This is a genomic window from Cobetia sp. BL01, assembly GCF_056493605.1.
The window spans coordinates 282,795-304,528 of the sequence record NZ_JBVBEE010000002.1 but is presented as its reverse complement, the minus strand read 5'-3'; the positions used below and the strand labels follow the sequence as shown (position 1 = coordinate 304,528).

The 21,734-nt window shown below is 63.1% G+C and carries 18 protein-coding genes; 13 read left to right on the top strand and 5 right to left on the bottom strand.

Annotated elements, in window-relative coordinates:
* Window positions 1–33: 33 nt before the first annotated feature.
* Complete coding sequence (mfd, locus tag ACZYGA_RS05000; RefSeq protein ID WP_479398513.1) at window positions 34–3,561, bottom strand: transcription-repair coupling factor; 3,528 nt, start codon at window positions 3,559–3,561, stop codon at window positions 34–36.
* Between the two features lie 548 nt (window positions 3,562–4,109).
* On the opposite strand from mfd, the gene ACZYGA_RS04995 reads away from it, so the two are divergent.
* From ACZYGA_RS04995 to ACZYGA_RS04945, 11 genes are all read left to right on the top strand, one after another.
* Complete coding sequence (locus tag ACZYGA_RS04995) at window positions 4,110–5,558, top strand: glyceraldehyde-3-phosphate dehydrogenase (protein WP_077371996.1); 1,449 nt, start codon at window positions 4,110–4,112, stop codon at window positions 5,556–5,558.
* 341 nt (window positions 5,559–5,899) lie between these two features.
* Window positions 5,900–7,276: a Na(+)-translocating NADH-quinone reductase subunit A gene (locus ACZYGA_RS04990; RefSeq protein WP_479398511.1), complete on the top strand. Its 1,377-nt coding sequence runs from the start codon at window positions 5,900–5,902 to the stop codon at window positions 7,274–7,276.
* Window positions 7,276–8,508, top strand: a complete 1,233-nt coding sequence (locus tag ACZYGA_RS04985; protein WP_077372002.1) for an NADH:ubiquinone reductase (Na(+)-transporting) subunit B — start codon at window positions 7,276–7,278, stop codon at window positions 8,506–8,508. Before ACZYGA_RS04990 ends, ACZYGA_RS04985 begins: the two co-directional genes overlap by 1 nt.
* 1 nt (window position 8,509) lies before the next feature.
* Window positions 8,510–9,292, top strand: a complete 783-nt coding sequence (locus ACZYGA_RS04980) for a Na(+)-translocating NADH-quinone reductase subunit C (RefSeq protein WP_077372005.1) — start codon at window positions 8,510–8,512, stop codon at window positions 9,290–9,292.
* A 2-nt stretch (window positions 9,293–9,294) separates the two neighbouring features.
* The gene (locus ACZYGA_RS04975) at window positions 9,295–9,963 is read left to right on the top strand and encodes an NADH:ubiquinone reductase (Na(+)-transporting) subunit D (RefSeq protein ID WP_077372008.1); all 669 of its coding nucleotides are present in this window, start codon (window positions 9,295–9,297) and stop codon (window positions 9,961–9,963) included.
* Between the two features lies 1 nt (window position 9,964).
* Window positions 9,965–10,585: an NADH:ubiquinone reductase (Na(+)-transporting) subunit E gene (nqrE, locus tag ACZYGA_RS04970; RefSeq protein WP_479398509.1), complete on the top strand. Its 621-nt coding sequence runs from the start codon at window positions 9,965–9,967 to the stop codon at window positions 10,583–10,585.
* Window positions 10,586–10,610: 25 nt separating this feature from the next.
* Window positions 10,611–11,843, top strand: coding sequence for an NADH:ubiquinone reductase (Na(+)-transporting) subunit F (gene nqrF, locus ACZYGA_RS04965; protein ID WP_077372013.1), 1,233 nt, complete (start codon window positions 10,611–10,613; stop codon window positions 11,841–11,843).
* A gap of 6 nt (window positions 11,844–11,849) precedes the next feature.
* A complete protein-coding gene (locus ACZYGA_RS04960) occupies window positions 11,850–12,920 on the top strand; it encodes an FAD:protein FMN transferase (protein ID WP_479398508.1) in 1,071 nt (356 codons plus the stop codon).
* Between the two features lie 183 nt (window positions 12,921–13,103).
* The gene (gene nqrM / locus ACZYGA_RS04955; protein WP_077372016.1) at window positions 13,104–13,355 is read left to right on the top strand and encodes a (Na+)-NQR maturation NqrM; all 252 of its coding nucleotides are present in this window, start codon (window positions 13,104–13,106) and stop codon (window positions 13,353–13,355) included.
* Between the two features lie 131 nt (window positions 13,356–13,486).
* Window positions 13,487–14,878 carry a Si-specific NAD(P)(+) transhydrogenase gene (gene sthA / locus ACZYGA_RS04950; RefSeq protein ID WP_077372019.1) on the top strand — a complete coding sequence of 464 codons (1,392 nt, stop codon included), beginning with the start codon at window positions 13,487–13,489 and terminating at the stop codon, window positions 14,876–14,878.
* 116 nt (window positions 14,879–14,994) lie between these two features.
* Window positions 14,995–15,360, top strand: coding sequence for a YrhK family protein (locus ACZYGA_RS04945; RefSeq protein ID WP_279874169.1), 366 nt, complete (start codon window positions 14,995–14,997; stop codon window positions 15,358–15,360).
* A 41-nt stretch (window positions 15,361–15,401) separates the two neighbouring features.
* Here the strand turns inward: ACZYGA_RS04945 and ACZYGA_RS04940 are convergent, their stop codons facing one another.
* The 3 genes from ACZYGA_RS04940 to ACZYGA_RS04930 all read right to left on the bottom strand — a co-directional run bounded on the left by ACZYGA_RS04940 (window position 15,402) and on the right by ACZYGA_RS04930 (window position 18,455).
* Complete coding sequence (locus ACZYGA_RS04940; protein WP_279855122.1) at window positions 15,402–16,271, bottom strand: DNA replication terminus site-binding protein; 870 nt, start codon at window positions 16,269–16,271, stop codon at window positions 15,402–15,404.
* A 202-nt stretch (window positions 16,272–16,473) separates the two neighbouring features.
* The gene (locus tag ACZYGA_RS04935) at window positions 16,474–17,394 is read right to left on the bottom strand and encodes a carbon-nitrogen hydrolase (RefSeq protein WP_479398507.1); all 921 of its coding nucleotides are present in this window, start codon (window positions 17,392–17,394) and stop codon (window positions 16,474–16,476) included.
* Window positions 17,394–18,455, bottom strand: coding sequence for an agmatine deiminase family protein (locus ACZYGA_RS04930; RefSeq protein ID WP_479398506.1), 1,062 nt, complete (start codon window positions 18,453–18,455; stop codon window positions 17,394–17,396). Before ACZYGA_RS04930 ends, ACZYGA_RS04935 begins: the two co-directional genes overlap by 1 nt.
* Before the next feature lie 245 nt (window positions 18,456–18,700).
* On the opposite strand from ACZYGA_RS04930, the gene ACZYGA_RS04925 reads away from it, so the two are divergent.
* Both ACZYGA_RS04925 and ACZYGA_RS04920 read left to right on the top strand, forming a co-directional pair.
* Complete coding sequence (locus ACZYGA_RS04925; RefSeq protein ID WP_077373141.1) at window positions 18,701–19,945, top strand: lipoprotein-releasing ABC transporter permease subunit; 1,245 nt, start codon at window positions 18,701–18,703, stop codon at window positions 19,943–19,945.
* A gap of 52 nt (window positions 19,946–19,997) precedes the next feature.
* The gene (locus ACZYGA_RS04920; RefSeq protein WP_077372034.1) at window positions 19,998–20,720 is read left to right on the top strand and encodes an ABC transporter ATP-binding protein; all 723 of its coding nucleotides are present in this window, start codon (window positions 19,998–20,000) and stop codon (window positions 20,718–20,720) included.
* A 105-nt stretch (window positions 20,721–20,825) separates the two neighbouring features.
* Here ACZYGA_RS04920 and ACZYGA_RS04915 read toward each other — a convergent pair whose 3' ends face one another.
* Entirely contained in the window at window positions 20,826–21,407 is a 582-nt protein-coding gene (locus tag ACZYGA_RS04915) for a DUF2062 domain-containing protein (protein WP_271302663.1), read from the bottom strand.
* Window positions 21,408–21,734: the final 327 nt, after the last annotated feature.

Below are 21,734 nucleotides of genomic sequence, written 5' to 3'. Positions count from 1 at the left end.
GCATTTTCACGTGCACAGAGGTGAGTGGGGGCGTCAGGCCGCCTGGGTCTTGGCGTTGAGCAGCTCAAGCAGGGATTCGCAGAAGCTGAAGCGCGCCTCGGCGTCTTCCATCTCGGTGGTGAAGCGCAGTGTGTCGGCACCTTCCAGCTTGTAGACATCGGGCTGGCGCTGGATGAGTGTCACCAGCGTCAAGGGATCGACAGGCGTCTGGGCGCCGAAGATGATGCGACCGCGTGCGGCACCGGCTTCCAGCTTGACGATGCCCAGTGCCTGGGCGCGCTGGCGCAGCCGGGTCTGGCGGAACAGCGTCTTGACCGGCTCCGGCAACAGGCCGAAGCGGTCGATCATCTCGACCTGCAATTCCCGGAGATCGCTGGCGTTCTCGGCGTTGCTGATGCGCTTGTACATCATCAGGCGCTGCTGGACATCGTGGAGGTAGTCACCCGGAATCAGCGCCGGCAGATTGAGTCCGACTTCCACGCCCTCATCCAGCGGCGATTCGATGTTGGGCGTCTTGCCGGCCTTGATGGCCTTCACGGCGCGATCCAGCATCTCCATGTACAGCGAGTAGCCGATGGTTTCCATCTGGCCGGACTGCTCATCACCCAACAGCTCGCCCGCGCCACGGATCTCCATGTCATGGGAGGCCAGGGTGAAGCCTGCCCCCAGGTCATGCGATTCGCTGATTGCCTCCAGACGCTTGACCGCATCGCGGGTCATGGCCTTGGGGTGCGGGGTCAGCAGGTAGGCGTAGGCCTGGTGATGCGAGCGCCCGACGCGCCCACGCAGCTGGTGCAGCTGCGCGAGGCCGAACTTGTCGGCGCGTTCGATGATGATGGTGTTGGCGCTCGGGACGTCGATGCCGGTCTCGATGATGGTCGAGCAGACCAGCACGTTGAAGCGCTTGTGGTAGAAGTCCGACATGCGCCGCTCCAGGCTACGCTCCGGCAGCTGCCCGTGGGCGACACCGACGATGGCCTCCGGCACCAGTTCCGCGATGCGTGCCGCGCTTTCCTCGATGGTCTTGACCTCGTTGTGCAGCACGTAGACCTGTCCGCCGCGCAGCAGCTCACGCAGGATGGCTTCCTTGATCACGCCGTCGTTACGCTGCTGGACGAAGGTCTTCACCGACAGGCGGCGCGCCGGTGGCGTGGCGATGATGGACAGGTCGCGAATGCCGCTCATCGCCATGTTGAGCGTGCGCGGAATCGGCGTGGCGGTCAGGGTCAGGATGTCCACTTCGGCACGCAGGCTCTTGAGTCGCTCCTTCTGGGAGACCCCGAAGCGGTGCTCCTCATCGATGACCAGCAGCCCCATGTTGGGCAATTCCAGCGACTTGGAGAGCAGCTTGTGGGTGCCGATCACGATATCCGCCTGCCCCTTGCGGATGCGCTCCAGTGACGCTTCCTGGCCCTTGCCGCTGGTGAAGCGCGACAGCAGGGCGATCTCCACCGCGGTGTCGGCGAAGCGATCGCGGAAGTTGTCATAATGCTGCTGGGCCAGCAGGGTGGTGGGCACCAGCACCACCACCTGGCGTCCGGAGTTGACGGCCAGGAAGGCGGCGCGCATCGCGACCTCGGTCTTGCCGAAGCCGACATCGCCGCACACTACGCGATCCATCGGCTGAGGAGAGCACATGTCCTGGATCACCGCGCCGATGGTCTGCGCCTGGTCCGGTGTCTCCTCGAAGGGGAAGCTGGCCGCGAAGCGGGCGTAGTCCTCGGCGGGGAAGTCGCAGGCATGGCCGACACGCGCTTCGCGCCGTGCATAGACATCCAGCAGCTCGGCGGCAGTGTCGCGAATCTTCTCGGCCGCCTTGCGCTTGGCCTTCTCCCACTGCTCGGACCCCAGCTTGTGCAGCGGTGCCAGTTCATCGCTGGCGCCGGAATAGCGTGAGATCAGATGCAGGCTGTCCACCGGCACATAGAGCTTGGCGCCGTCGGCGTATTCAAGGGCGAGGAACTCGGCTTCCTGGCCGCCGGCATCGATGGTCTCGAGTCCCAGGTAGCGACCGACACCGTGGGTGTGGTGTACCACCGGTGCGCCTTCGCGCAGCTCCGAGAGATGACGCACCGCCAGTTCGTTGTCATCGGTGGCACGCGCCTGACGACGGCTCTGGCGGACTACCTCGCCATAGAGCTCGGTCTCGGTGACGATGACCAGCCCCTTGGCGGCGTCTGCGCGCTCGGGGGAGGGCGCCTGGGAGGCCTGCTCACCCGCTACCCAGGCACCACGCGTCAGGCCGCCGACGGTCAGGCCGACCGCGGCGGGACTGTCGACGAAGTGCTGGAAGCTCGCGAAGTCCTCCAGGCTGCGTAGCCCGAAGCTGCGCAGCAGCGGAGCGAGCTGCTCCTCGACGACTTCCCGGCGACCCTGGGTCTCGGCGACGAACAGGATGCGCTGTGCGCTCTGGCCGTTGAGTCGCTGCTTGAGGAAGCTCGCCAGCGCCTGGGTGGGGTCGGCGCTGCGTGCATCGATGGCGAGGCTGGGCAGCGCCTGCTGGCCGAATTCGATGGTGTGCGCATTGGGCTCGCGTAGTAGTTCGATGCGCTCGTGCTGCTTGATCAACGCGAACAGTTGGTTGACCGGCACGAAGGCGCGATGCGGCGGCAGCAGCGGGCGCGTGGGGTCCACGCCGAGATTGGCGTAGCGCGTGGTGATGGCGTCCCAATGATGTTCGGCCGCTTCGCGAGCTCCCGGCAGCATGGCGATCCGCAGGTTGTCGCCCATGTGATCGAACAGCGTCGCGGTCTCCTCGAAGAACAGCGGCAGATACTGCTCGAGCCCCGGTGAGGGAATGCCCTTGATGGCATCGTTGTAGAGGATGCACTGGCGGGGGTCGACATCGAACAGTGTCTCGAAGCCCTCGCGGAAACAGGCGATGGCGCTGCGCGTCAGAGGATATTCGTGGGCGGGCAGGATCTCGATCGCCTCGACCTTGTCGCCGCTGCGCTGGGTGTCGGGGTCGAAGGCGCGCAGGGTGTCGATCTCGTCATCGAACAGATCGATTCGCAGCGGTTGCTCGCTGCCCATCGGGAACAGGTCGATCAGCGCGCCGCGCAACGCATACTCTCCGGGCTCGTAGACGGTCTCCACCGCACGGTATCCGGCACGTGAGAGGCGTGAGCGGAAATTCTCGCGGTCGAGAGTGTCTCCCCTGGCGAGACTGAAGACCTGGCCGGCGATGTAATCCGCCGGCGCCAGGCGCTGCATCAGGGTGTTGACCGGCACCGGCACGATGGCGCGGCGGCTGGCCTGCAGGGTGCGCAGCGTGCGCAGGCGCTCCGAGACGATGTCCTGGTGGGGCGAGAAACTGTCGTAGGGCAGTGTCTCCCAGTCAGGGAATGGCAGCAGGCGCTCCGGGTGGCGGGTATAGAAGTGCAGGTCCGCCTCCAGACGCTGGGCGCTGGCGGTGTCCGGCGTGATCACCATCAGTGGCGCTTCATCGGCGTCCGCCAGGCGCGCCAGCGCCAGGGTGGCAGCGCTGCCATCCTGCAGCGTCCAGTAGGTGGTCTCACGGGGAGAGCGTGGCAACGGGGGCGTCAGCGGAGTCTCGAACATGGGCTCTGGTGTCTTGTGTCCTGGGCTTGGGCGCACGGGAAGATTTACCGGCGGGAGGAGTGCTCCTCGCCAGTCACGCCAAACGGTGAAAGCCCGCGACGGCGCGAGCGATGGTGATGAAGGCGCAATGGTCGGCGCAGGGCGCTACTCGTGGCAGCCAGCATGGAGGGGGCGTTCTGACGGCCCGCTCTGATGGTCGCAGACCCAACCCCTTGCCGTGACGGGGCTGCCGAGGCGGTGTCGTCAATGCCCTGCGCCTGATGATAGCAAGTCATTCCCTGTCATGGGGGCGAGGCGTGGCCTTTTCATCGGTGGCGAGGCCCGGAATCTCGCAAGAGCTTGTCCGGCGATCCTCCCCGGGATGCGGACGGTGCTTCAGGAAGGGCTCTTGTAGTCAAATCGTTGATTCTGTAGCACTACTACCCTCCGTGCGACCATCCTTTCATTGTGACCCCGCCCCCCGTTACGCATACTCAGCTGGCCTTGTCCGACGCTGCAAGCTCGCTTGCCGCGTTCGCCTATCGTTCGCCAGTCAGAGGAATTCCTCCGTGAGCAAAGAGAATCTCGAAGCCTGTTTCAAGCAGTGGCAAGACAATGAAGCCCTCGCCGAACAGATGATCCCGCTGCTGGGTGACCTCTATCGTCGCTTCAATGTCGTGCCCTCCATCTATGGGCGTTCGCTGATCAACCGCTCCATGGTGCGTATCCTCAAGAACCACCGTTGGGTGCGCAAGGCGGAAGGGGTGGAGCTGTCCGTCGAGGACACCTTCCCGCTGGTGCGTGCCATGATCGAGCTGAATCTCGGGCCGGCCCATGTCGATATCGGCAAGCTGGCGGTGGCCTTCAAGCGCTCCGACGAGACGGACATCACTGCCTTCCTAAAACGCGAGCTTGCCGAGATCGTCGGTGGCTACGTCGAAGGCGGCATGGGCGGCGACCCGAAGGATGTCGTCCTGTATGGCTTCGGGCGTATCGGCCGCCTGCTGGCGCGCATCATGATCGAGAAGGCCGGTGGCGGTAATCTGCTGCGTCTGCGCGCCATCGTGGTGCGTGGCAGCAAGGAGGATCTGGAAAAGCGGGCCAGCCTCCTGCGTCGTGATTCCGTGCATGGTCCCTTCGAGGGCAGCATCACGGTCGATCAGGAGAATTCGGCGCTGATCGTCAATGGCAACTACATCAAGATCATCTACGCGAACTCGCCGTCCGAGATCGATTACACCGCGCACGGCATCGACAATGCCATCGTGGTCGACAATACCGGCAAGTGGCGCGACGAGGCCGGCCTGGGGCAGCACCTCGAGTGCAAGGGCGTGGCCAAGGTGCTGCTCACCGCTCCGGGCAAGGGCGATCTGAAGAATATCGTCTATGGCGTCAACCACACCGACATCCGTGACGATGATCGCATCATCTCCGCGGCGTCCTGCACCACCAACGCCATCGTGCCGGTACTGAAGGTGCTGCACGACGAATACGGCGTCAGTCAGGGGCATGTGGAGACGGTCCACTCCTATACCAACGACCAGAACCTGATCGACAACTTCCACAGCGGGGACCGTCGCGGTCGCGCGGCGGCACTCAACATGGTGCTGACCGAGACCGGTGCCGCCAAGGCCGTCGCCAAGGCGCTGCCGGAGCTTTCCGGCAAGCTGACCGGCAACGCGATCCGCGTGCCGACACCCAACGTCTCGATGGCGATTCTCAATCTGACGCTGGACACCGCAAGCGACGCCGAGCGCATGAATGACTTCCTGCGCACGGCCTCTCTGCACTCTTCACTGCAGAAGCAGATCGACTACGTCGATTCCTGTGAAGTGGTCTCTTCCGACTTCGTCGGCAACCGTCATTCCGGCATCGTCGATGGTCAGGCGACCATCGTCACCGACAAGCAGGCTGTCGTGTATGTGTGGTATGACAACGAGTTCGGTTACAGCTGCCAGGTCGTGCGTATCCTGCAGCACATGTCCAACGTGCGTTTCAGCTATTTCCCCACTCGCTGAGGCAATGGGTCGCGCCATGGCGTGATTCACGCACGGTGAGGAAAAAATGCCTGTCAATACAACGCCCCTGCCATCCTCGATGGCAGGGGCGTTGGCGTGTTGAATGCCCTCACCACTTTAGTGTCGTATGGTCTTTCGGGGCTCGCATCTTTATAATGAGGCGGATTTTTTTGGGCCGGTCCAATCTCTGGGCTACACCTCCAACCGTCTGATAAGAAAAGCATTCACATCAACTGAAACGCGAATCTCGCGAGGTTGCCTGGCCGTATGTCGGCCTCGAGGCGTGTCATTGATGCGTGATCTTTCCTGAACAACATCAGATCCGACAATTGGGCGAGTCTATGATCGAAGTCAAACGTGGCCTGGATCTCCCCATCGCCGGGGCGCCGGAGCAGCGTATCGAGGATGCGCAGCCCGTTCGTCGCGTAGCGATCCTGGGTGTTGACTACGTCGGCATGAAGCCGACGATGGAAGTCCGTGAAGGGGACAAGGTGAAACTGGGGCAACTCCTGTTCACCGACAAGAAGACCCCGGGCGTCCGTTACACCGCGCCTGCTGCCGGGACCGTGGTCGAGATCAACCGTGGCGAGAAGCGCAAGCTTCTGTCCGTGGTCATCGAGACCGATGCGCAGGGCGAAGCGGTGGAATTCACCGCGCAGGGCGAAGCGGTGGAATTCACCGCGCATGGCGAGGCGGCGCTGGCCGGTCTCGAGCGTCAGGTCGTGGTCGACCAGCTGGTCGACTCCGGTCTGTGGACGGCATTCCGTACCCGCCCGTTCTCGCGTGTGCCGGCACTGGATGCCACCCCGGCAGCCATCTTCGTCACCGCCATCGATACCCACCCGCTGGCCGCAGATCCGGCCGTGGTGCTCAAGGGGCAGGAAGTTGCGTTCCGTCAGGGTCTCGTCGCATTGACGCGTCTGACCGAAGGCAAGGTGTTCCTGTGCCAGGCACCGGGCGCGGATATCCCGGGCGGCGATGTGGCCGGCGTGGTCAGCGAGTCCTTCAAGGGCCCGCACCCGGCAGGTCTGCCGGGTACGCACATCCATCATCTCGCACCGGTCAGCCTGAAACGTCATGTCTGGCATGTCGGTTATCAGGATGTCGTCGCCATCGGTACCCTGCTGGCGGAAGGGCGTCTGGACACCACGCGTGTCATCGCCGTCGGTGGCCCGCGTGCCACCAAGCCCCGCCTGCTGCGTACCCGTCTGGGCGCGAGCACTGAAGAACTGCTCAAGGGGGAAGTCGAGCAGCCGGACGATACCCGTGTGATCTCCGGTTCCGTGTTCTCCGGTCTGACCTGTGAAGGGGCGCTGCGTTTCGTCAGCCGCTATCACACTCAGGTGAGTCTGCTGGAAGAAGGCAACAAGCGTGCCTTCATGGGCTGGCTGTCCACCGGTGCCAATCGTCACTCGGTGCTGGGTATCTACCTGTCGAAGCTGACCGGTCTGCGTGACTATCGTCCCAACACCTCCACCAATGGCTCCGAGCGTGCCATGGTGCCGGTGGGGGCGTACGAGAAGGTCATGCCGCTGGACATTCTGCCGACGCAGCTGCTGCGCTCGCTGATCGTGGGTGATATCGAGACCGGCATGCAGCTTGGCTGCCTGGAGCTTGATGAAGAGGACCTCGCACTGTGCACCTATGTGTGCCCGGGCAAGTACGAGTACGGTCCCATCCTGCGTGACAACCTCACCACGATCGAGAAAGAGGTCTGATGATGGGTATTCGACAGACTCTGGATAACCTGGAGCCGCACTTCCACAAGGGTGGCAAGTACGAGAAGTTCTACGCGCTCTACGAAGCCGTGGACACGATTTTCTATGCGCCGGCGAGTGTCACGCGTACCACCGCGCACGTGCGTGATGGTATCGACCTGAAGCGCATCATGATCACGGTCTGGATGTGTACCTTCCCGGCCATGTTCTTCGGCATGTACAACGCCGGTCTGCAGGCCAACGAGGCCATCGCTGGCGGTTACAGTGCATTGGGCGGCTGGCGTGAAGCCATCGTCATGATGCTGGCGGGCAGCCATGATGCGGGCAGCGTGTGGGCCAACTTCATCCTGGGGGCCACCTACTTCCTGCCCATCTATCTGGTGACCTTCGCGGTCGGCGGCTTCTGGGAAGTGCTGTTCGCGATGCGTCGCGGTCACGAGGTCAACGAAGGCTTCTTCGTCACCTCCGTGCTCTTCGCGCTGACGCTGCCGGCCACCATCCCGCTGTGGCAGGTCGCGCTCGGCATCACCTTCGGTGTGGTGATCGGCAAGGAAGTCTTCGGCGGTACCGGCAAGAACTTCCTCAACCCGGCGCTGTCCGGTCGTGCCTTCCTGTACTTCGCCTATCCGGCCAGCATTTCCGGTGACGCGGTGTGGGTGCCGGCTGACGGCTATACCGGTGCGACCGCACTGTCCACCGCGGCACAGGACGGCATGAGCGCCCTGATGCAGCAGATGAGCTGGACCGATGCCTTCCTGGGCTTCATTCCGGGCTCGTTGGGTGAGGTGTCGACGCTGGCCATCTTCCTCGGCGCGGCGGTACTGCTGTGGACGCGCATCGCCTCCTGGCGAATCATGCTGGGCGTGTTGCTGGGCATGGTCGCGACCTCGGCGCTGTTCAACGCCATCGGCAGTGACACCAATGCCATGTTCGCGATGCCGTGGTACTGGCATCTGGTCATCGGCGGCTTCGCCTTCGGCATGGTCTTCATGGCCACCGATCCGGTCTCGGCTTCCATGACCGACAAGGGCAAGCTGATCTTCGGTGCACTGATCGGCGTGATGACCGTGTTGATCCGTGTCGCCAACCCGGCCTTCCCGGAGGGCATCATGCTGGCGATCCTGTTCGCCAACCTGTTCGCCCCGCTGATCGACCACTTCGTCGTGCAGGCCAACATCAAGCGCCGCGTCAAGCGCGAGGCTGCCGGCATCGCGAACGAGGAGACCGCCTGACATGGCCAGCAACAATTCCATCAAGAAGACCCTCGGCGTCGCGCTCGGGCTTTGCATCGTCTGCTCGGTGGTGGTATCCACCGCAGCGGTCGTGCTGCGTCCGATGCAGATGACCAATGCCGAGCTGGACCGCAAGAGCAACATCCTCGCGGTCGCCGAGCTGCTGCAGCCGGGCGAGGATGTCGGCCAGCAGTTCCGTGACAAGGTCACCGCCAAGGTCGTCGACCTGAACAGCGGTGAGTACGTCGACGACATCGATCCGGAAAAGTACGACCAGGCCAAGATGTCCAAGGACCCGGCCACCTCACGTACCCTGTCCGGTGACGAGGATCTGCCGGGCATCAAGCGTCGTGAGCAGTACTCGGTGGTCTATCTGGTCGGTGATGTCGAGCAGCCGGACGAGATCATCGTCCCGGTGCGTGGCAACGGCCTGTGGTCGATGATGTACGGCTACCTGGCACTCAAGGGTGACGGCAACACCGTGGTGGGTCTGTCCTTCTATCAGCAGGGGGAAACTCCGGGGCTGGGCGGCGAAGTCGACAACCCGAAGTGGAAGGCCCAGTGGGATGGCAAGAAGATCTATCCCGAAGACAGCATGGACCCGGAAGTGCACCTGAAGAAGGGCGGTGTCAATCCGTCATCTCCGGATGCCAAGTACCAGGTTGATGCCCTGTCAGGTGCTACCCTCACCAGCAACGGCGTGACCAACCTGCTGCAGTTCTGGATGGGTGAGAATGGCTTCGCCAAGTACCTGACCCAGTTCCGCGACGTCAAAGGAGCGTAATGATGGCAGCCGAAACTCCTAAAGGTGTCCTGACGACGCCGATCTTCAAGAACAACCCCATCGCGCTGCAGATCCTCGGTATCTGCTCCGCGCTGGCGGTGACCAACTCGATGAACACCGCCCTGATCATGGGGATCGCGGTGTCACTGGTGACGGCGTTCTCCAGTCTGTTCATCTCGTTGATCCGCAATCACATCCCGTCGTCCATCCGCATCATCGTGCAGATGACGATCATCGCCTCGCTGGTCATCGTGGTCGATCAGTCGCTCAAGGCCTTCGCCTTCGAGACCTCCAAGCAGCTGTCGGTCTTCGTCGGTCTGATCATCACCAACTGCATCGTGATGGGCCGCGCGGAAGCCTACGCCATGCAGAATGGCCCGGCGATGAGCTTCATCGACGGTATCGGCAACGGTCTCGGCTACACCGTGATCCTGCTGGTGGTCGGCTTCGTGCGTGAGCTGTTCGGTTCCGGCTCCCTGTTCGGCGTGACCATCCTGCAGACCGTCAACGACGGTGGCTGGTACATCCCGAATGGTCTGATGCTACTGCCGCCGTCCGCGTTCTTCGTCATCGGTCTGTTCATCTGGGTGCTGCGCAGCGTCTATCCGGAGCAGGTCGAGAAGGCGGAGTACAAGATTACCGCCAACACCAAGATCAAGGAGGCCGTGTAACATGTTCGAACACTACCTGAGCCTGTTCATCAAGGCCGTGTTCGTCGAGAACATGGCGCTGGCCTTCTTCCTGGGCATGTGCACCTTCCTGGCGGTGTCCAAGAAGATCCAGTCCGCGATCGGTCTGGGCGTGGCCGTCATCGTCGTGCTGGCGGTGACCGTCCCGGTCAACAACCTGATCCTGAACCATCTGCTGCGTGAAGGCGCGCTGACCTGGACCGGTCTGGAAGGTGCGGAAAGCATCGACCTGTCCTTCCTGGGTTACCTGTCCTACATCGGCGTCATCGCGGCGATCGTCCAGATCCTCGAGATGTTCCTCGACAAGTTCGTGCCGGCGCTCTACAACGCGCTGGGCGTGTTCCTGCCGCTGATCACGGTCAACTGCGCGATTCTCGGTGCGGCCCTGTTCATGGTGCAGCGTGACTACAGCTTCGGCGAGTCCGTGATCTATGGCGTGGGTGCCGGCTTCGGCTGGGCACTGGCGATCGCCGCACTGGCCGGTATCCGCGAGAAGCTCAAGTACTCTGACGTGCCGGCTGGCCTGCAGGGTCTCGGCATTACCTTCATTACCGTTGGCCTGATGTCGCTGGGCTTCATGTCCTTCTCCGGCGTCCAGCTGTAACGCAACCGAGCATAAGGAAATCGAAATGGTAGATACCTCCATCATCGTGCTCGGCGTCGTCATGTTCACCGTGGTCGTGATCGGCCTGGTGCTCGTGATTCTCGCGGCACGCAGCAAGCTGGTCTCGAGCGGTGACGTCCAGATCGAGATCAATGGCGACCCCGCCAACACCCTGACCACCCAGGCCGGCGGCAAGCTGCTGCAGACCCTGGCGGCCAATGGCATCTTCCTGTCCTCCGCCTGTGGTGGCGGTGGTTCCTGTGCCCAGTGCAAGTGTCGGATTGAGGAGGGCGGCGGCTCCATCCTGCCCACCGAGGAATCCCACTTCACCATGGGTGAGAAGAAGGAAGGCTGGCGCCTGTCGTGCCAGGTCCCGGTCAAGCAGGACATGAAGATCGAAGTGCCGGAAGAGATCTTCGGTGTGAAGAAGTGGGAAACCACCGTGACCGCCAACCCGAACGTCGCGACCTTCATCAAGGAGCTGAACCTGCAGCTGCCGGAAGGCGAGGAAGTCAACTTCCGCGCCGGCGGTTACGTGCAGCTGGAAGCGCCGGCCTACGACATCAAGTTCTCCGACTTCGACATCGAAGAAGAGTATCGTGGTGACTGGGAGAAGTTCGGTCTGTTCAACGTTCAGCACAAGAACGAAGAGCCGGTCATCCGCGCCTACTCCATGGCGAACTATCCGGAAGAGTACGGCATCCTGAAGTTCAACATCCGTATCGCCACTCCGCCGCCGAATTCCCAGCATCCGCCGGGGCTGATGTCCACCTATGTCTTCTCGCTGAAGCCGGGTGACAAGGTGACCGTGATGGGGCCGTTCGGTGAGTTCTTCGCCAAGGATACCGACGCCGAGATGGTCTTCATCGGTGGCGGTGCCGGCATGGCGCCGATGCGCAGCCATATCTTCGATCAGCTCAAGCGTCTGAATTCCAAGCGCAAGATGTCGTTCTGGTACGGTGCGCGCTCCATGCGCGAGTCGTTCTACAACGAGGAATACGACCAGCTGGCCGAAGAGAACGAGAACTTCGAGTGGCACCTGGCGCTGTCTGATCCGCAGCCTGAGGACAACTGGGAAGGCCCGACGGGCTTCATCCACAACGTCCTGTACGAAAACTACCTCAAGGACCACCCGGCCCCTGAGGACTGCGAGTACTACATGTGCGGGCCGCCCATGATGAACGCCGCCGTCGTCAAGATGCTGACCGACATGGGTGTGGAGCCGGAGAACATCCTGCTCGATGACTTCGGTGGTTGATCGATGATGTCACGCGTCGCAAGACGACTGGCAGGGCCGGCCCTCATGGGGCTGGCCCTGCTGGTTGCAGGCTGTGAAAATTCCAGCAACCCTGAGTTGCATCGCTTTGCCGGTCCCATCTTCGGCACCGGATTCCATGTCACGGTGGCAGGGAATCTGGATGTCGATGAGGTGGCGTCACTCAAGCAGGCGAGCGTCGAGGCGCTGGACAAGGTCGACTGGCAGATGTCGACCTACAAGGACACCTCGGAGCTCTCGAAGCTCAATCAGGCACCGCTGGATACGCCGATCACGCTGTCGGATGGCCTGGCGCAGGTGCTGGCCGAATCGCAGGATATCGGCAGGCGCTCCGAGGGTGCCTTTGACATCACCGTCGGCCCGGCCGTCAATCTGTGGGGCTTTGGCCCGGATGAGCGTCTCGACAAGGCACCGAGTGATGCACAGATCGCGCAGGCGCTCGAGAAGGTCGATCATCTGGCGCTGGAGCTCGATGGCAATACGGTGATCAAGCGCAAGCCGGTGTATGCCGACCTGTCGGGGATCGCCAAGGGCTATGGGGTGGATCGAGTCGCCGATGTGCTCGAGGCCAATGGCATCGAGAACTATCTGGTCGAGGTCGGTGGCGAGATCCGCGTCAAGGGTGAGAAGCCCGGCCACAAGCCGTGGCGTATCGCCATCGAAGCGCCGAAGTCCTTCGAGCGTTCCGTGCAGCGGATCATCGACCCTGGCAATGCTGCCGTGGCGACTTCCGGTGACTACCGCAACTATTTCGAGCAGGACGGCGTACGTTACTCACACACGATCGATCCGCGTACCGGTCGTCCCATTCAGCACTCCCTGGCATCGGTGACGGTCATCACGCCAGATTGTGCGAGTGCGGACGCCTGGGCCACGGCACTCAACGTGCTTGGCGCCGAGAAGGCAATGGCCATCGCAAGACGCGAGAACATTGCCGCCTATTTCATTGTCAAAACGGATGATGGCTTCAAGCAGTCCTGGAGTCCGGCATTCGCGCCCTATCTGAAGGACGCGCCGGCGACAGGCGACACGAAGCCCGCAGGGGAATCCAGCGTCTGAGGCTGTCTGCCGTCAGGTAGACGGGGAGGACGTGATCCGCTGCCACCTGTCGTGACACGCCCCTGACCGGGCCTGCCGCTCACGATGCATCGGCACCCTCCCGTCAGGGCGGGTACCGATGTGGCGGTCGAGTCGGGCCGGTCACAGTGGGCCAACATGGGGCCATGCCCCGGGAGAAATGACATGACTATCTGGTTACTGGTGTTCGCCGCCATGCTGCTGTTGATCGGCGCGATGGCTGTCGGGGTGTTGATGGGGCGCAAGCCGATCGCCGGCTCCTGCGGCGGCCTCAACAACCTCGGGCTCAAGGATGGCTGTGATATCTGTGGCGGCAAGGATGACGAGTGCGAGAAGGAGCAGGAGCGCCAGCGTCTGATGGCCGAGAGCGGCGGCAAGCCGGCCAGTGATCTGGCCTACGAAGCCCCGCGTCGCTGATTTCTGCTCTGATGACTCAGAGCCCGCCGGCCGCAAGGCCAGCCGCCGGCCCTGGCATGCCATTCTCTCCCTGAGCAGAGTGTGGCGTGTCAGGGCCGGCCTACGAACAACCAAGGAGCAAAGCGAGTCTCATGGCAGTCTACAACTACGATGTGGTCGTGATCGGTACCGGTCCGGCAGGGGAGAGCGCGGCGGTCAATGCGGCCAAGCATGGCAAGCGAGTGGCCGTGATCGAGGCCCAGTCCTCCGTGGGCGGCAACTGCACCCACAAGGGCACCATCCCCTCCAAGGCCCTGCGTCACGCGGTCAAGCAGATCATCGAGTTCAACACCAATCGCATGTTCCGCGACATCGGTGAGCCACGCTGGTTCTCCTTCCCCAAGGTGCTGGAACGTTCGCGTCGTACCATCGAGCAGCAGGTCGAGATGCGCACGCGCTTCTATGCTCGCAATCGCATCGACGTGTTCTTCGGTACCGCGCGCTTCAAGGACGAGCACACCGTGCTGGTGCGTGATGCCCATGAAGGGACCGAGGAGCTGCACGCGGAGAAGGTCGTGATCGCCACCGGGTCGCGCCCCTACCGCCCGGCAGACGTCAATTTCCGCCACCCGCGTATCTATTGCTCCGATACCATCCTGGGCCTGTCGCACACGCCGCGCACGTTGATCATCTACGGTGCCGGTGTCATCGGGTCCGAGTACGCCTCCATCTTCTCGGGGCTGGGCGTCAAGGTGGACCTGATCGATACCCGTGATCGTCTGTTGTCGTTCCTGGACAACGAGATTTCCGACGCGCTGTCCTACCACCTGCGCAACAACGGGGTGCTGGTGCGCCACAATGAGGAATACGAGCGCATCGAGGGCGATGAGTCCGGTGTGGTCGTGCACCTCAAGTCCGGCAAGAAGCTGCGTGCGGACGCCTTCCTGTGGGCCAATGGGCGCACCGGCAACACCGACAGCCTCGGGCTCGAGAACATCGGTCTGCAGGCCAATGGCCGTGGTCAGCTGACGGTCGATGATCAGTACCGCACCGAGCTGGATCACGTCTATGCCGTGGGCGATGTCATCGGCTGGCCGAGCCTGGCCTCTGCTGCCTATGATCAGGGCCGCTTCGCCTCGGCCAACCTGCTGGGCGAGGAGTTCAAGTTCGTCAATGAGGTGCCGACCGGCATCTACACCATCCCCGAGATCAGCTCGGTGGGGCGTGGCGAGAGTGAACTGACCGAAGCGCGCATTCCCTACGAAGTGGGGCAGGCGTTCTTCAAGGACACTGCACGTGCCCAGATCACCGGCGACACCGTCGGCATGCTCAAGATCCTGTTCCATCGCGACACGCTGGAAATCCTCGGCATCCACTGCTTCGGTGATCAGGCATCCGAGATCGTGCACATCGGCCAGGCCATCATGCAGCAGCAAGGTGAGGCGAATACGCTCAAGTACTTCGTCAACACCACCTTCAACTACCCGACCATGGCGGAAGCCTATCGGGTCGCTGCCATGAACGGGCTGAATCGTCTGTTCTGATTACGCTGCGCTTGAAAGCGGTTCACAAGGCCTCGACATTTCTGGTGTCGAGGCCTTGTCGTATCCGGGGCTCTCGCAGGGACCTTTCCATTGACGAACCTTGAGGGCAATGACGCATGCAGCAGCATGATTGCGGGGAAAGCGGCACGCAGGAAAACAGCTCGCAGGCAAGCGACACTCGGCAGCCAAGCAATCATTCACGCAGGGCGCTGCAGGATGATCCGACCACGGACCTGACCCTGAGGCTGGGGCATGAGGAGCTGGTCATCCACCGCCGTTACGAGCTGGCCAGCATCATCAACGAGCTGGTGCTGGGCCTGTTGTTCACCATCGGCAGCGTGTGCTTCTTCTGGGATGAGTGGATGACGCTGGGGATCTGGCTGTTCGTGATCGGCTCGCTGCAGCTGACGCTCAAGCCGTTGATCCGCCTGGCGCGCCGCATGCACCTCAAGCGCCTGCCGGAATCAGGGCTGGATCTCTAGCAGGCGACTTCACAGTCTCACTGGCTCTCCGGCTCTAGAGATCAGCGATAGCGATGCACGCGCAGGCTCTTGAGAAAGGGCGTGTCCTCGATGCGCACATCTCCGCGTCTGGCGCGTGTGCGCTGTGCGGGCGGGGTCGGTGAGGGTTGGTTGAGCGCCGGAAGGCGCAGGTCATCGTGGGGCAGGAACAGCGGTAGCGAGACGTTCATCGCGCGGCGAGTGCGCAGCTCGCCATCCTCGCGCAAGACCGGCTCACGATAGAAGAGATTGGCGCGCATCAGCGGCGCCTGAGGCTGGATGCGTGCCAGTATCTCGTCAGAGGGCAGGCCCGCCAGCAGTCTGAGCTGCAGGCGCACGTGATCGGCCTCGGTATCCAGTTTCATCAGCATCGCCTCGCACTCCGGCACACTGACGCGCTGAATGGAGCGTCCGGAGCTGTACCAGGCGAAACGCACTCGCGCCACCGCTGCTTCCGCGACCGGTACGCGCCGCCAGCATTGCTTCAGATGCAGACGAGCGAGGCCATCGCCCTTCAGGTGCTGGTTGAGGCCAGGGTGGCGGAAGGGCAGGATGGCCTTGAGCTCCGCGAGTTGATCGGGATACGCCTCACGCAGTTCGGCAAACAGTCCCGCCAGATGCTCCTTGGCCAGATTGAGGGCGCAGACTGCCTGGATCACCTGCGGGCCTGCCGCCACCACGCCCAGATAGGGGCGGGTGACACGCCCATCCTGCCCATCCTGATACCACACATCCTGCAGCGCGAGCCGTAGCCAATCGAGATCGGCATGGCCGCCATCCAGCCGCCACAGCGGCGAATTCTCCTCCGCGACGGCAGTGATGACCTGTTCGGCTGCGCTGATCTGTTCATCGAAGGCCGCCTCTATTCTGGCCATCAGCTGATATTCGGGCATGGTCCGCGTCCTGGTTGGCGCTTGAGGGATACACTCTTTTTATCGCGTTATCCTGTTTAGCGCAGCCTGGCGGGAAAGACAAGCGTGCGGATACGACACGAGGCGCCCCGCAGGGCGCCTCGTGGCATGGCTGGCATCTCCCGAGCGGGAAGCGTCGTCAAGAAACACGCGGCTTCCTCAGGAGCTGATCGCGACCTTGCGTCTAGCGGTCGCGATAGCGTTCGGTGAGATCCCCATAGGCATCGATGCGGCGGTCACGCAGATAGGGCCAGATGCGGCGCACGTCCTCGCCACGCGCCAGATCCACCTCGACCAGCAACTCCTCGGGCTCGGTGCCGCCATGCGCCAGTAGCTCGCCCTGGGGTCCGCACACGAAGCTGCCTCCCCAGAACTGGATTCCTTCGCTGGCAAGCGTCGGGTCCGCTTCATGGCCGACCCGATTGGCGACGATCACCGGCACGCCATTGGCGACGCCGTGGCTGCGCTGGATCAGTGTCCAGGCATCCTTCTGGCGCGTCTGCTCGGCCGCATCATCGCGCGGGTCCCAGCCGATGGCGGTGGGATAGAGCAGCATCTCGGCACCGGCCAGTGCCATCAGCCGCGCGCCTTCCGGGTACCATTGATCCCAGCAGACCTGCACGCCCAGGCGGCCCACCGAGGTATCGATGGGCTCGAAACCGCGGCGCGGCGACTGTGCGCTGGGCGCATCGCCCGGCGTGAAGTAGAACTTCTCGTAGAAGCCGGGATCATCCGGGATGTGCATCTTGCGGAAGGTGCCGACCAGGCCATCGGCCTTGTCGAGCACCACGGCGGTATTATGATATACGCCCGCCGCACGGCGCTCGAAGATGGAGCCGACGATGACCAGACCGAGTTCAGCGGCCAGACTGGCCAGGCGCTGGGTGGTCGGGCCTTCGAGGGGTTCGGCGAGATCGAAGATCGCGGTGTCTTCCGTCTGGCAGAAATAGTGGCTGGCATGCAGCTCCTGCAGCATCACCAGCTCAGCGCCACCGGCTGCCAGGCGACGAATGGCGGCTTCGCTGGCCGCCAGGCTTGTGTCCTTGTCGGGCCAGCCCTGCTGCTGGACGACACCGACCTTGAGTGTACGGCGGGAAGTGGTCATCACAGTGCTCCTTGAGTGAGGTTCGAGGTGGCCAGGGTGCCCTTGGGCAGTTGCATGGTCATGCAGTGCAGACTGCCATGCTGGCGAATCACGGCGCGGCAGTCGACCGGGATGATGTCACGTCCCGGGAAGGCGCCCGCCAGGGCCTTGAGCGCGATCATGTCGTGACGATCGGCATAGGTCGGCACCAGCACCGCGCCGTTGATGATCAGGAAGTTGGCATAGGTCGCCGGCAGGCGATGGCCATCTTCGGGATCGAAGCAGGCCTCTGGCCATGGCAGCGGTACCAGGAAGTACGGATCGCCATTGGCATCCAGCATGCCTTCCAGTTCGGCTTCCATCGCCTTGAGCGCCGGGTAGTGCGGGTCGTCGCGATCATCGCAACGCACGTAGGCGATGGTACGCGGGTCGCAGAAGCGCGCCAGGGTGTCGACATGACTGTCGGTGTCATCGCCTTCCAGATGGCCATTGGCCAGCCACAGGATGCGTGAGACACCGAAATCGGCCGTGAGCTGTGCCTCGACCTGCTCGCGGCTCAGCCCGGCATTGCGATTGTCGTTGAGCAGGCAGGCCTCGGTGGTCAACAGTGTCCCCAGGCCATCCGTCTCGATACCGCCGCCTTCCAGAATGAAATCGCGACTTTCCACCGGGCTTGCATAGACCCCTTGAGCGGCCAGCGCTTGGGTCAGGGCGTTGTCGCGGGCGGCTTTGAACTTGCCGCCCCAGCCGGTGAAGGTGTAGTCGAGCAGTACCGGCTGGCCATCACGTTCGACGGTGATGGGGCCGTGGTCACGCGTCCAGGTGTCATCCAGCGGCGCCACATGCAGATGCAGACGCTCGGCCGGCACGCCGAAACCGGCGAAGCGTGACGTGAGGCGCTCGCGGGTGGCCTCGTCACTGACGCTGATCAGCACGTGCTGATACCGGCTGATGGCGATCACCATGGCCTCGCAGGTGGCTTCGATGCTCTCGAGCATCTCGTTCCAGTCGCTGTGGGGGCTGGGCCAGCTGAGCTGGATGGCATCCTGCGGGTGCCATTCGGCAAGCAGACGGGTGGCCATGGGCATCTCCCTGATGAAGAAGTGACGGTAATGCCGCGATACCGCGGACTCGGCGCGCGATGATAGCAGAGCCATGCGTCGACGCTAGCCCCTGCGTGCGTCATATGGCCAGACACTCGAGACTGGCGGTTCATGCTGTTCTCATGCGAGGGCTGGCAAACTGGGCGCGATTGTGGCCCCATGCGCCGAGCCTGCGGAATGCGTATCATGGCCCGCGACCCTGACCCAAGGAATCGACTTCGATGCTGCTGGATCGCCTACCCTTTCTGATCGGCCTGCGCTATACCCGCGCCAAGCGCCGTAACCATTTCATTTCCTTCATTTCCCTGACCTCGATGCTCGGCCTGTCGTTGGGCGTGGCCGTGCTGATTCTGGTGCTGTCCGTCATGAACGGCTTCGACCACGAATTGCGTACCCGCGTACTGGGCATGGTGCCGCATGTGCGGGTCGAGGCGCGCGACAGCGTCACCGACTGGGAGACGCTCGCCGGCATGTTGCGCGAGAAGCCGCATGTCGTCGGTGCCGCTCCCTACATCGAGCAGCAGGGCATGTTCACCACCAATGGTCGCAACAAGGGCGCGCTGGTCACCGGTATCGATCCGTCCGCGGAGGACCAGGTCTCGATCATCAGTGAGCACATGGTGCAAGGAAGTCTGGCAGACCTCACGCCGGGCAGCTGGGGCATCGTGATGGGGGAGCTGCTGGCACGCAATCTCGGGGTCGGCGTCGGGGATCGCGTCACGCTGCTGGTGCCCGAGGCCTCCATCACGCCCGGGGGCATCTTCCCGCGCCTCAAGCGCTTCACGGTGACCGGCATCTTCAAGGTCGGCGCGGACGTGGATGCCAGTCTCGCCTACACCGACATCTCGGACATGGCCAAGCTGGCACGCTTCAAGGAAGGTGAGGTGCAGGGCGTACGCCTGAAACTCGATGACCTGTTCAGTGCTGATGCCGTCACCCGTGACATCATCAGCCAGCTGGGGCCGCAGTATCGCGGCATGGACTGGAAGCGTACCCACGGCAACCTGTTCGCCGCCATCCAGATGGAGAAGAACATGATCGGCCTGCTACTGATGGTGATCGTCGCCGTGGCAGCCTTCAACATCGTCTCGACGCTGGTGATGATGGTGACCGACAAGCACGCCGACATCGCCATCCTGCGCACCCTCGGGGCCAAGCCCGGCAGCATCATGGGCATCTTCATCGTCCAGGGGCTGACCATCGGCGTGATGGGGATCATCATCGGCGCCATCGCCGGGGTGGCATTGGCATTGAGCGTCTCCGACATCATCGCCTGGGTGCAGTCGACCTTCGGTATCCAGTTCCTGGATCCCAACGTCTACTTCATCAGCTATCTGCCGTCTCGTCTCGAGCTGTCCGACATGGGCGTCATCATCGGCTCCGCGCTGGTGCTGAGCTTCCTGTCGACACTCTATCCGGCCTGGCGCGCTTCCCGCATCCAGCCGGCCGAGGTGCTGCGCTATGAATGATCTACCGACATCGACCGATGCATCATCCCGCTCTGCTGCTGGAGACTCCGCCATGCCGACCCCGGCTTCTGACACCCGTGCGACTGACCTGGCTCACGGCAAGCCGATGTTGATCTGTGAGCGCCTGAGTCGCAGCTACGACGAAGGCCCCCAGAAGGTGCAGGTTCTGGACGAACTGGAGCTGCGCGTGCACGCCGGCGAGCGGGTCGCCGTCGTCGGCAGCTCCGGCTCCGGCAAGACCACGCTGCTCAATCTGCTCGGCGGGCTGGATCATCCCAGTCAGGGCATCGTGAAGGTGGCCGGCCAGCGCCTGTCCGAACTCAGTGAGTCGGCGCTGGGCAGCTTCCGCAATCAGCACATCGGCTTCGTCTATCAGTTCCATCATCTGCTGGCGGAATTCAGCGCCGAAGAGAATGTGGCGATGCCGTTGATCATCCGGGGCCACAAGCGTGCCGAGGCCGCCGTCAAGGCGCGCAAGCTGCTGGAGCGTGTCGGCATGGCGCCGCGCGCCGATCACAAGCCGGGCGAGCTGTCCGGGGGAGAACGTCAGCGCGTCGCCATCGCGCGTGCGCTGGTGACGGACCCGAGCCTGGTGCTGATGGATGAACCGACCGGCAACCTGGATCAGACCACGGCGGCGCGCATTCTGGAGCTGATGGACGACATCGCTCGGGAAGCGCAGGCCGCCTTCATCATCGTGACCCACGACAATGGGCTGGCCGCGCACCAGCACCGTGTGCTGCGCCTGGATGGCGGCAAGCTGCACGAGGACTGAGCTCCACCGCTGAGTGGCGGATGTCTGCCTCACGCCATGCCAGAAAGCCAAAAGCCCCGCCATCGAGAGATGGCGGGGCTTTTTCATGGGCGGCGTCGTCAGCCTTCAGGACTTGTCGGTATCCGGGGCAGTGTTCTGGTCGGACCGCTGCGCCTTGGTGCAACGCCTGGCGGCCAGACGCGCCTTGCGGCGACTGCGCCAGCTGCGCACGACCTGATAACGCCACAGCAGCCGGACCAGCACGTTGGCGAGCAGGGCGACCACCACCGCGCTGACCAGCGAGCCCAGCGCAAGTGCCGGCAGGATATCTTCCAGCTGGTTGGCGAACCAGGCCGCGGAGACCTGGTCCGGCATCACCCGGGCAGGCGTATCGAGCATCCAGGCGCCCACGCGATAGGTCGCGTAGTAGACCACGGGCATGGTCAACGGGTTGGTGATCCACACCAGACCTACCGAGAGCGCAAGGTTGCAGCGCAACGCCCAGGCACCGAAGGCGGCCACCACCATCTGGAAGGGGATCGGCAGCAAGGCACAAAAGAAGCCCACCATGCACGCATTGGCAACGGTTCGACGCGACAACGCCCACAACGCGGGGTCGGCGATCAGGTGATGCATGAAGCGCAGGGATTTCTTGCGCCTGAGGGCATCCGGTTCCGGCATGAACCGCTTGAGTAGACGACGAGGCATGGCTTGGCCATTTGGCATTCAACGCCGGCCATTATCCATACATGTCCCCGGGACTGCCATGCTGTGAGCTCAGTTAAGCGGCCCGCATCGTGCAATCCTGTGTGCTTGAAATGATGCTGAACGCAGGCCAGCCCCCGTCATGCCTGATGAAGAGCGGTATCTGCCTCCTTGAACGATTCGTCTGAAAAGCTGCCCGTGGGCGCGAACGACGCCACGCGGTTTCGCGGGTCCTGGCTGACACCGGGGGCTCTGATCCAGTGGCTCGCCGGTCTGGTGGCCGGGGTGTGGCTGTCGCGACAGGGGGAGTGGACGGCCGATTGGCAGGGA

Excerpts from the sequence above, each read along its gene's own strand:
- mfd (WP_479398513.1), bottom strand. The coding sequence starts at position 3,561 with ATGTTCGAGACTCCGCTGACGCCCCCGTTGCCACGCTCTCCCCGTGAG.
- ACZYGA_RS04990 (WP_479398511.1), top strand. The coding sequence starts at position 5,900 with ATGATCGAAGTCAAACGTGGCCTGGATCTCCCCATCGCCGGGGCGCCG.
- ACZYGA_RS04985 (WP_077372002.1), top strand. The coding sequence starts at position 7,276 with ATGATGGGTATTCGACAGACTCTGGATAACCTGGAGCCGCACTTCCAC.
- ACZYGA_RS04980 (WP_077372005.1), top strand. The coding sequence starts at position 8,510 with ATGGCCAGCAACAATTCCATCAAGAAGACCCTCGGCGTCGCGCTCGGG.
- ACZYGA_RS04975 (WP_077372008.1), top strand. The coding sequence starts at position 9,295 with ATGGCAGCCGAAACTCCTAAAGGTGTCCTGACGACGCCGATCTTCAAG.
- nqrE (WP_479398509.1), top strand. The coding sequence starts at position 9,965 with ATGTTCGAACACTACCTGAGCCTGTTCATCAAGGCCGTGTTCGTCGAG.
- nqrF (WP_077372013.1), top strand. The coding sequence starts at position 10,611 with ATGGTAGATACCTCCATCATCGTGCTCGGCGTCGTCATGTTCACCGTG.
- ACZYGA_RS04960 (WP_479398508.1), top strand. The coding sequence starts at position 11,850 with ATGTCACGCGTCGCAAGACGACTGGCAGGGCCGGCCCTCATGGGGCTG.
- nqrM (WP_077372016.1), top strand. The coding sequence starts at position 13,104 with ATGACTATCTGGTTACTGGTGTTCGCCGCCATGCTGCTGTTGATCGGC.
- sthA (WP_077372019.1), top strand. The coding sequence starts at position 13,487 with ATGGCAGTCTACAACTACGATGTGGTCGTGATCGGTACCGGTCCGGCA.
- ACZYGA_RS04945 (WP_279874169.1), top strand. The coding sequence starts at position 14,995 with ATGCAGCAGCATGATTGCGGGGAAAGCGGCACGCAGGAAAACAGCTCG.
- ACZYGA_RS04940 (WP_279855122.1), bottom strand. The coding sequence starts at position 16,271 with ATGCCCGAATATCAGCTGATGGCCAGAATAGAGGCGGCCTTCGATGAA.
- ACZYGA_RS04935 (WP_479398507.1), bottom strand. The coding sequence starts at position 17,394 with ATGACCACTTCCCGCCGTACACTCAAGGTCGGTGTCGTCCAGCAGCAG.
- ACZYGA_RS04930 (WP_479398506.1), bottom strand. The coding sequence starts at position 18,455 with ATGGCCACCCGTCTGCTTGCCGAATGGCACCCGCAGGATGCCATCCAG.
- ACZYGA_RS04920 (WP_077372034.1), top strand. The coding sequence starts at position 19,998 with ATGCCGACCCCGGCTTCTGACACCCGTGCGACTGACCTGGCTCACGGC.
- ACZYGA_RS04915 (WP_271302663.1), bottom strand. The coding sequence starts at position 21,407 with ATGCCTCGTCGTCTACTCAAGCGGTTCATGCCGGAACCGGATGCCCTC.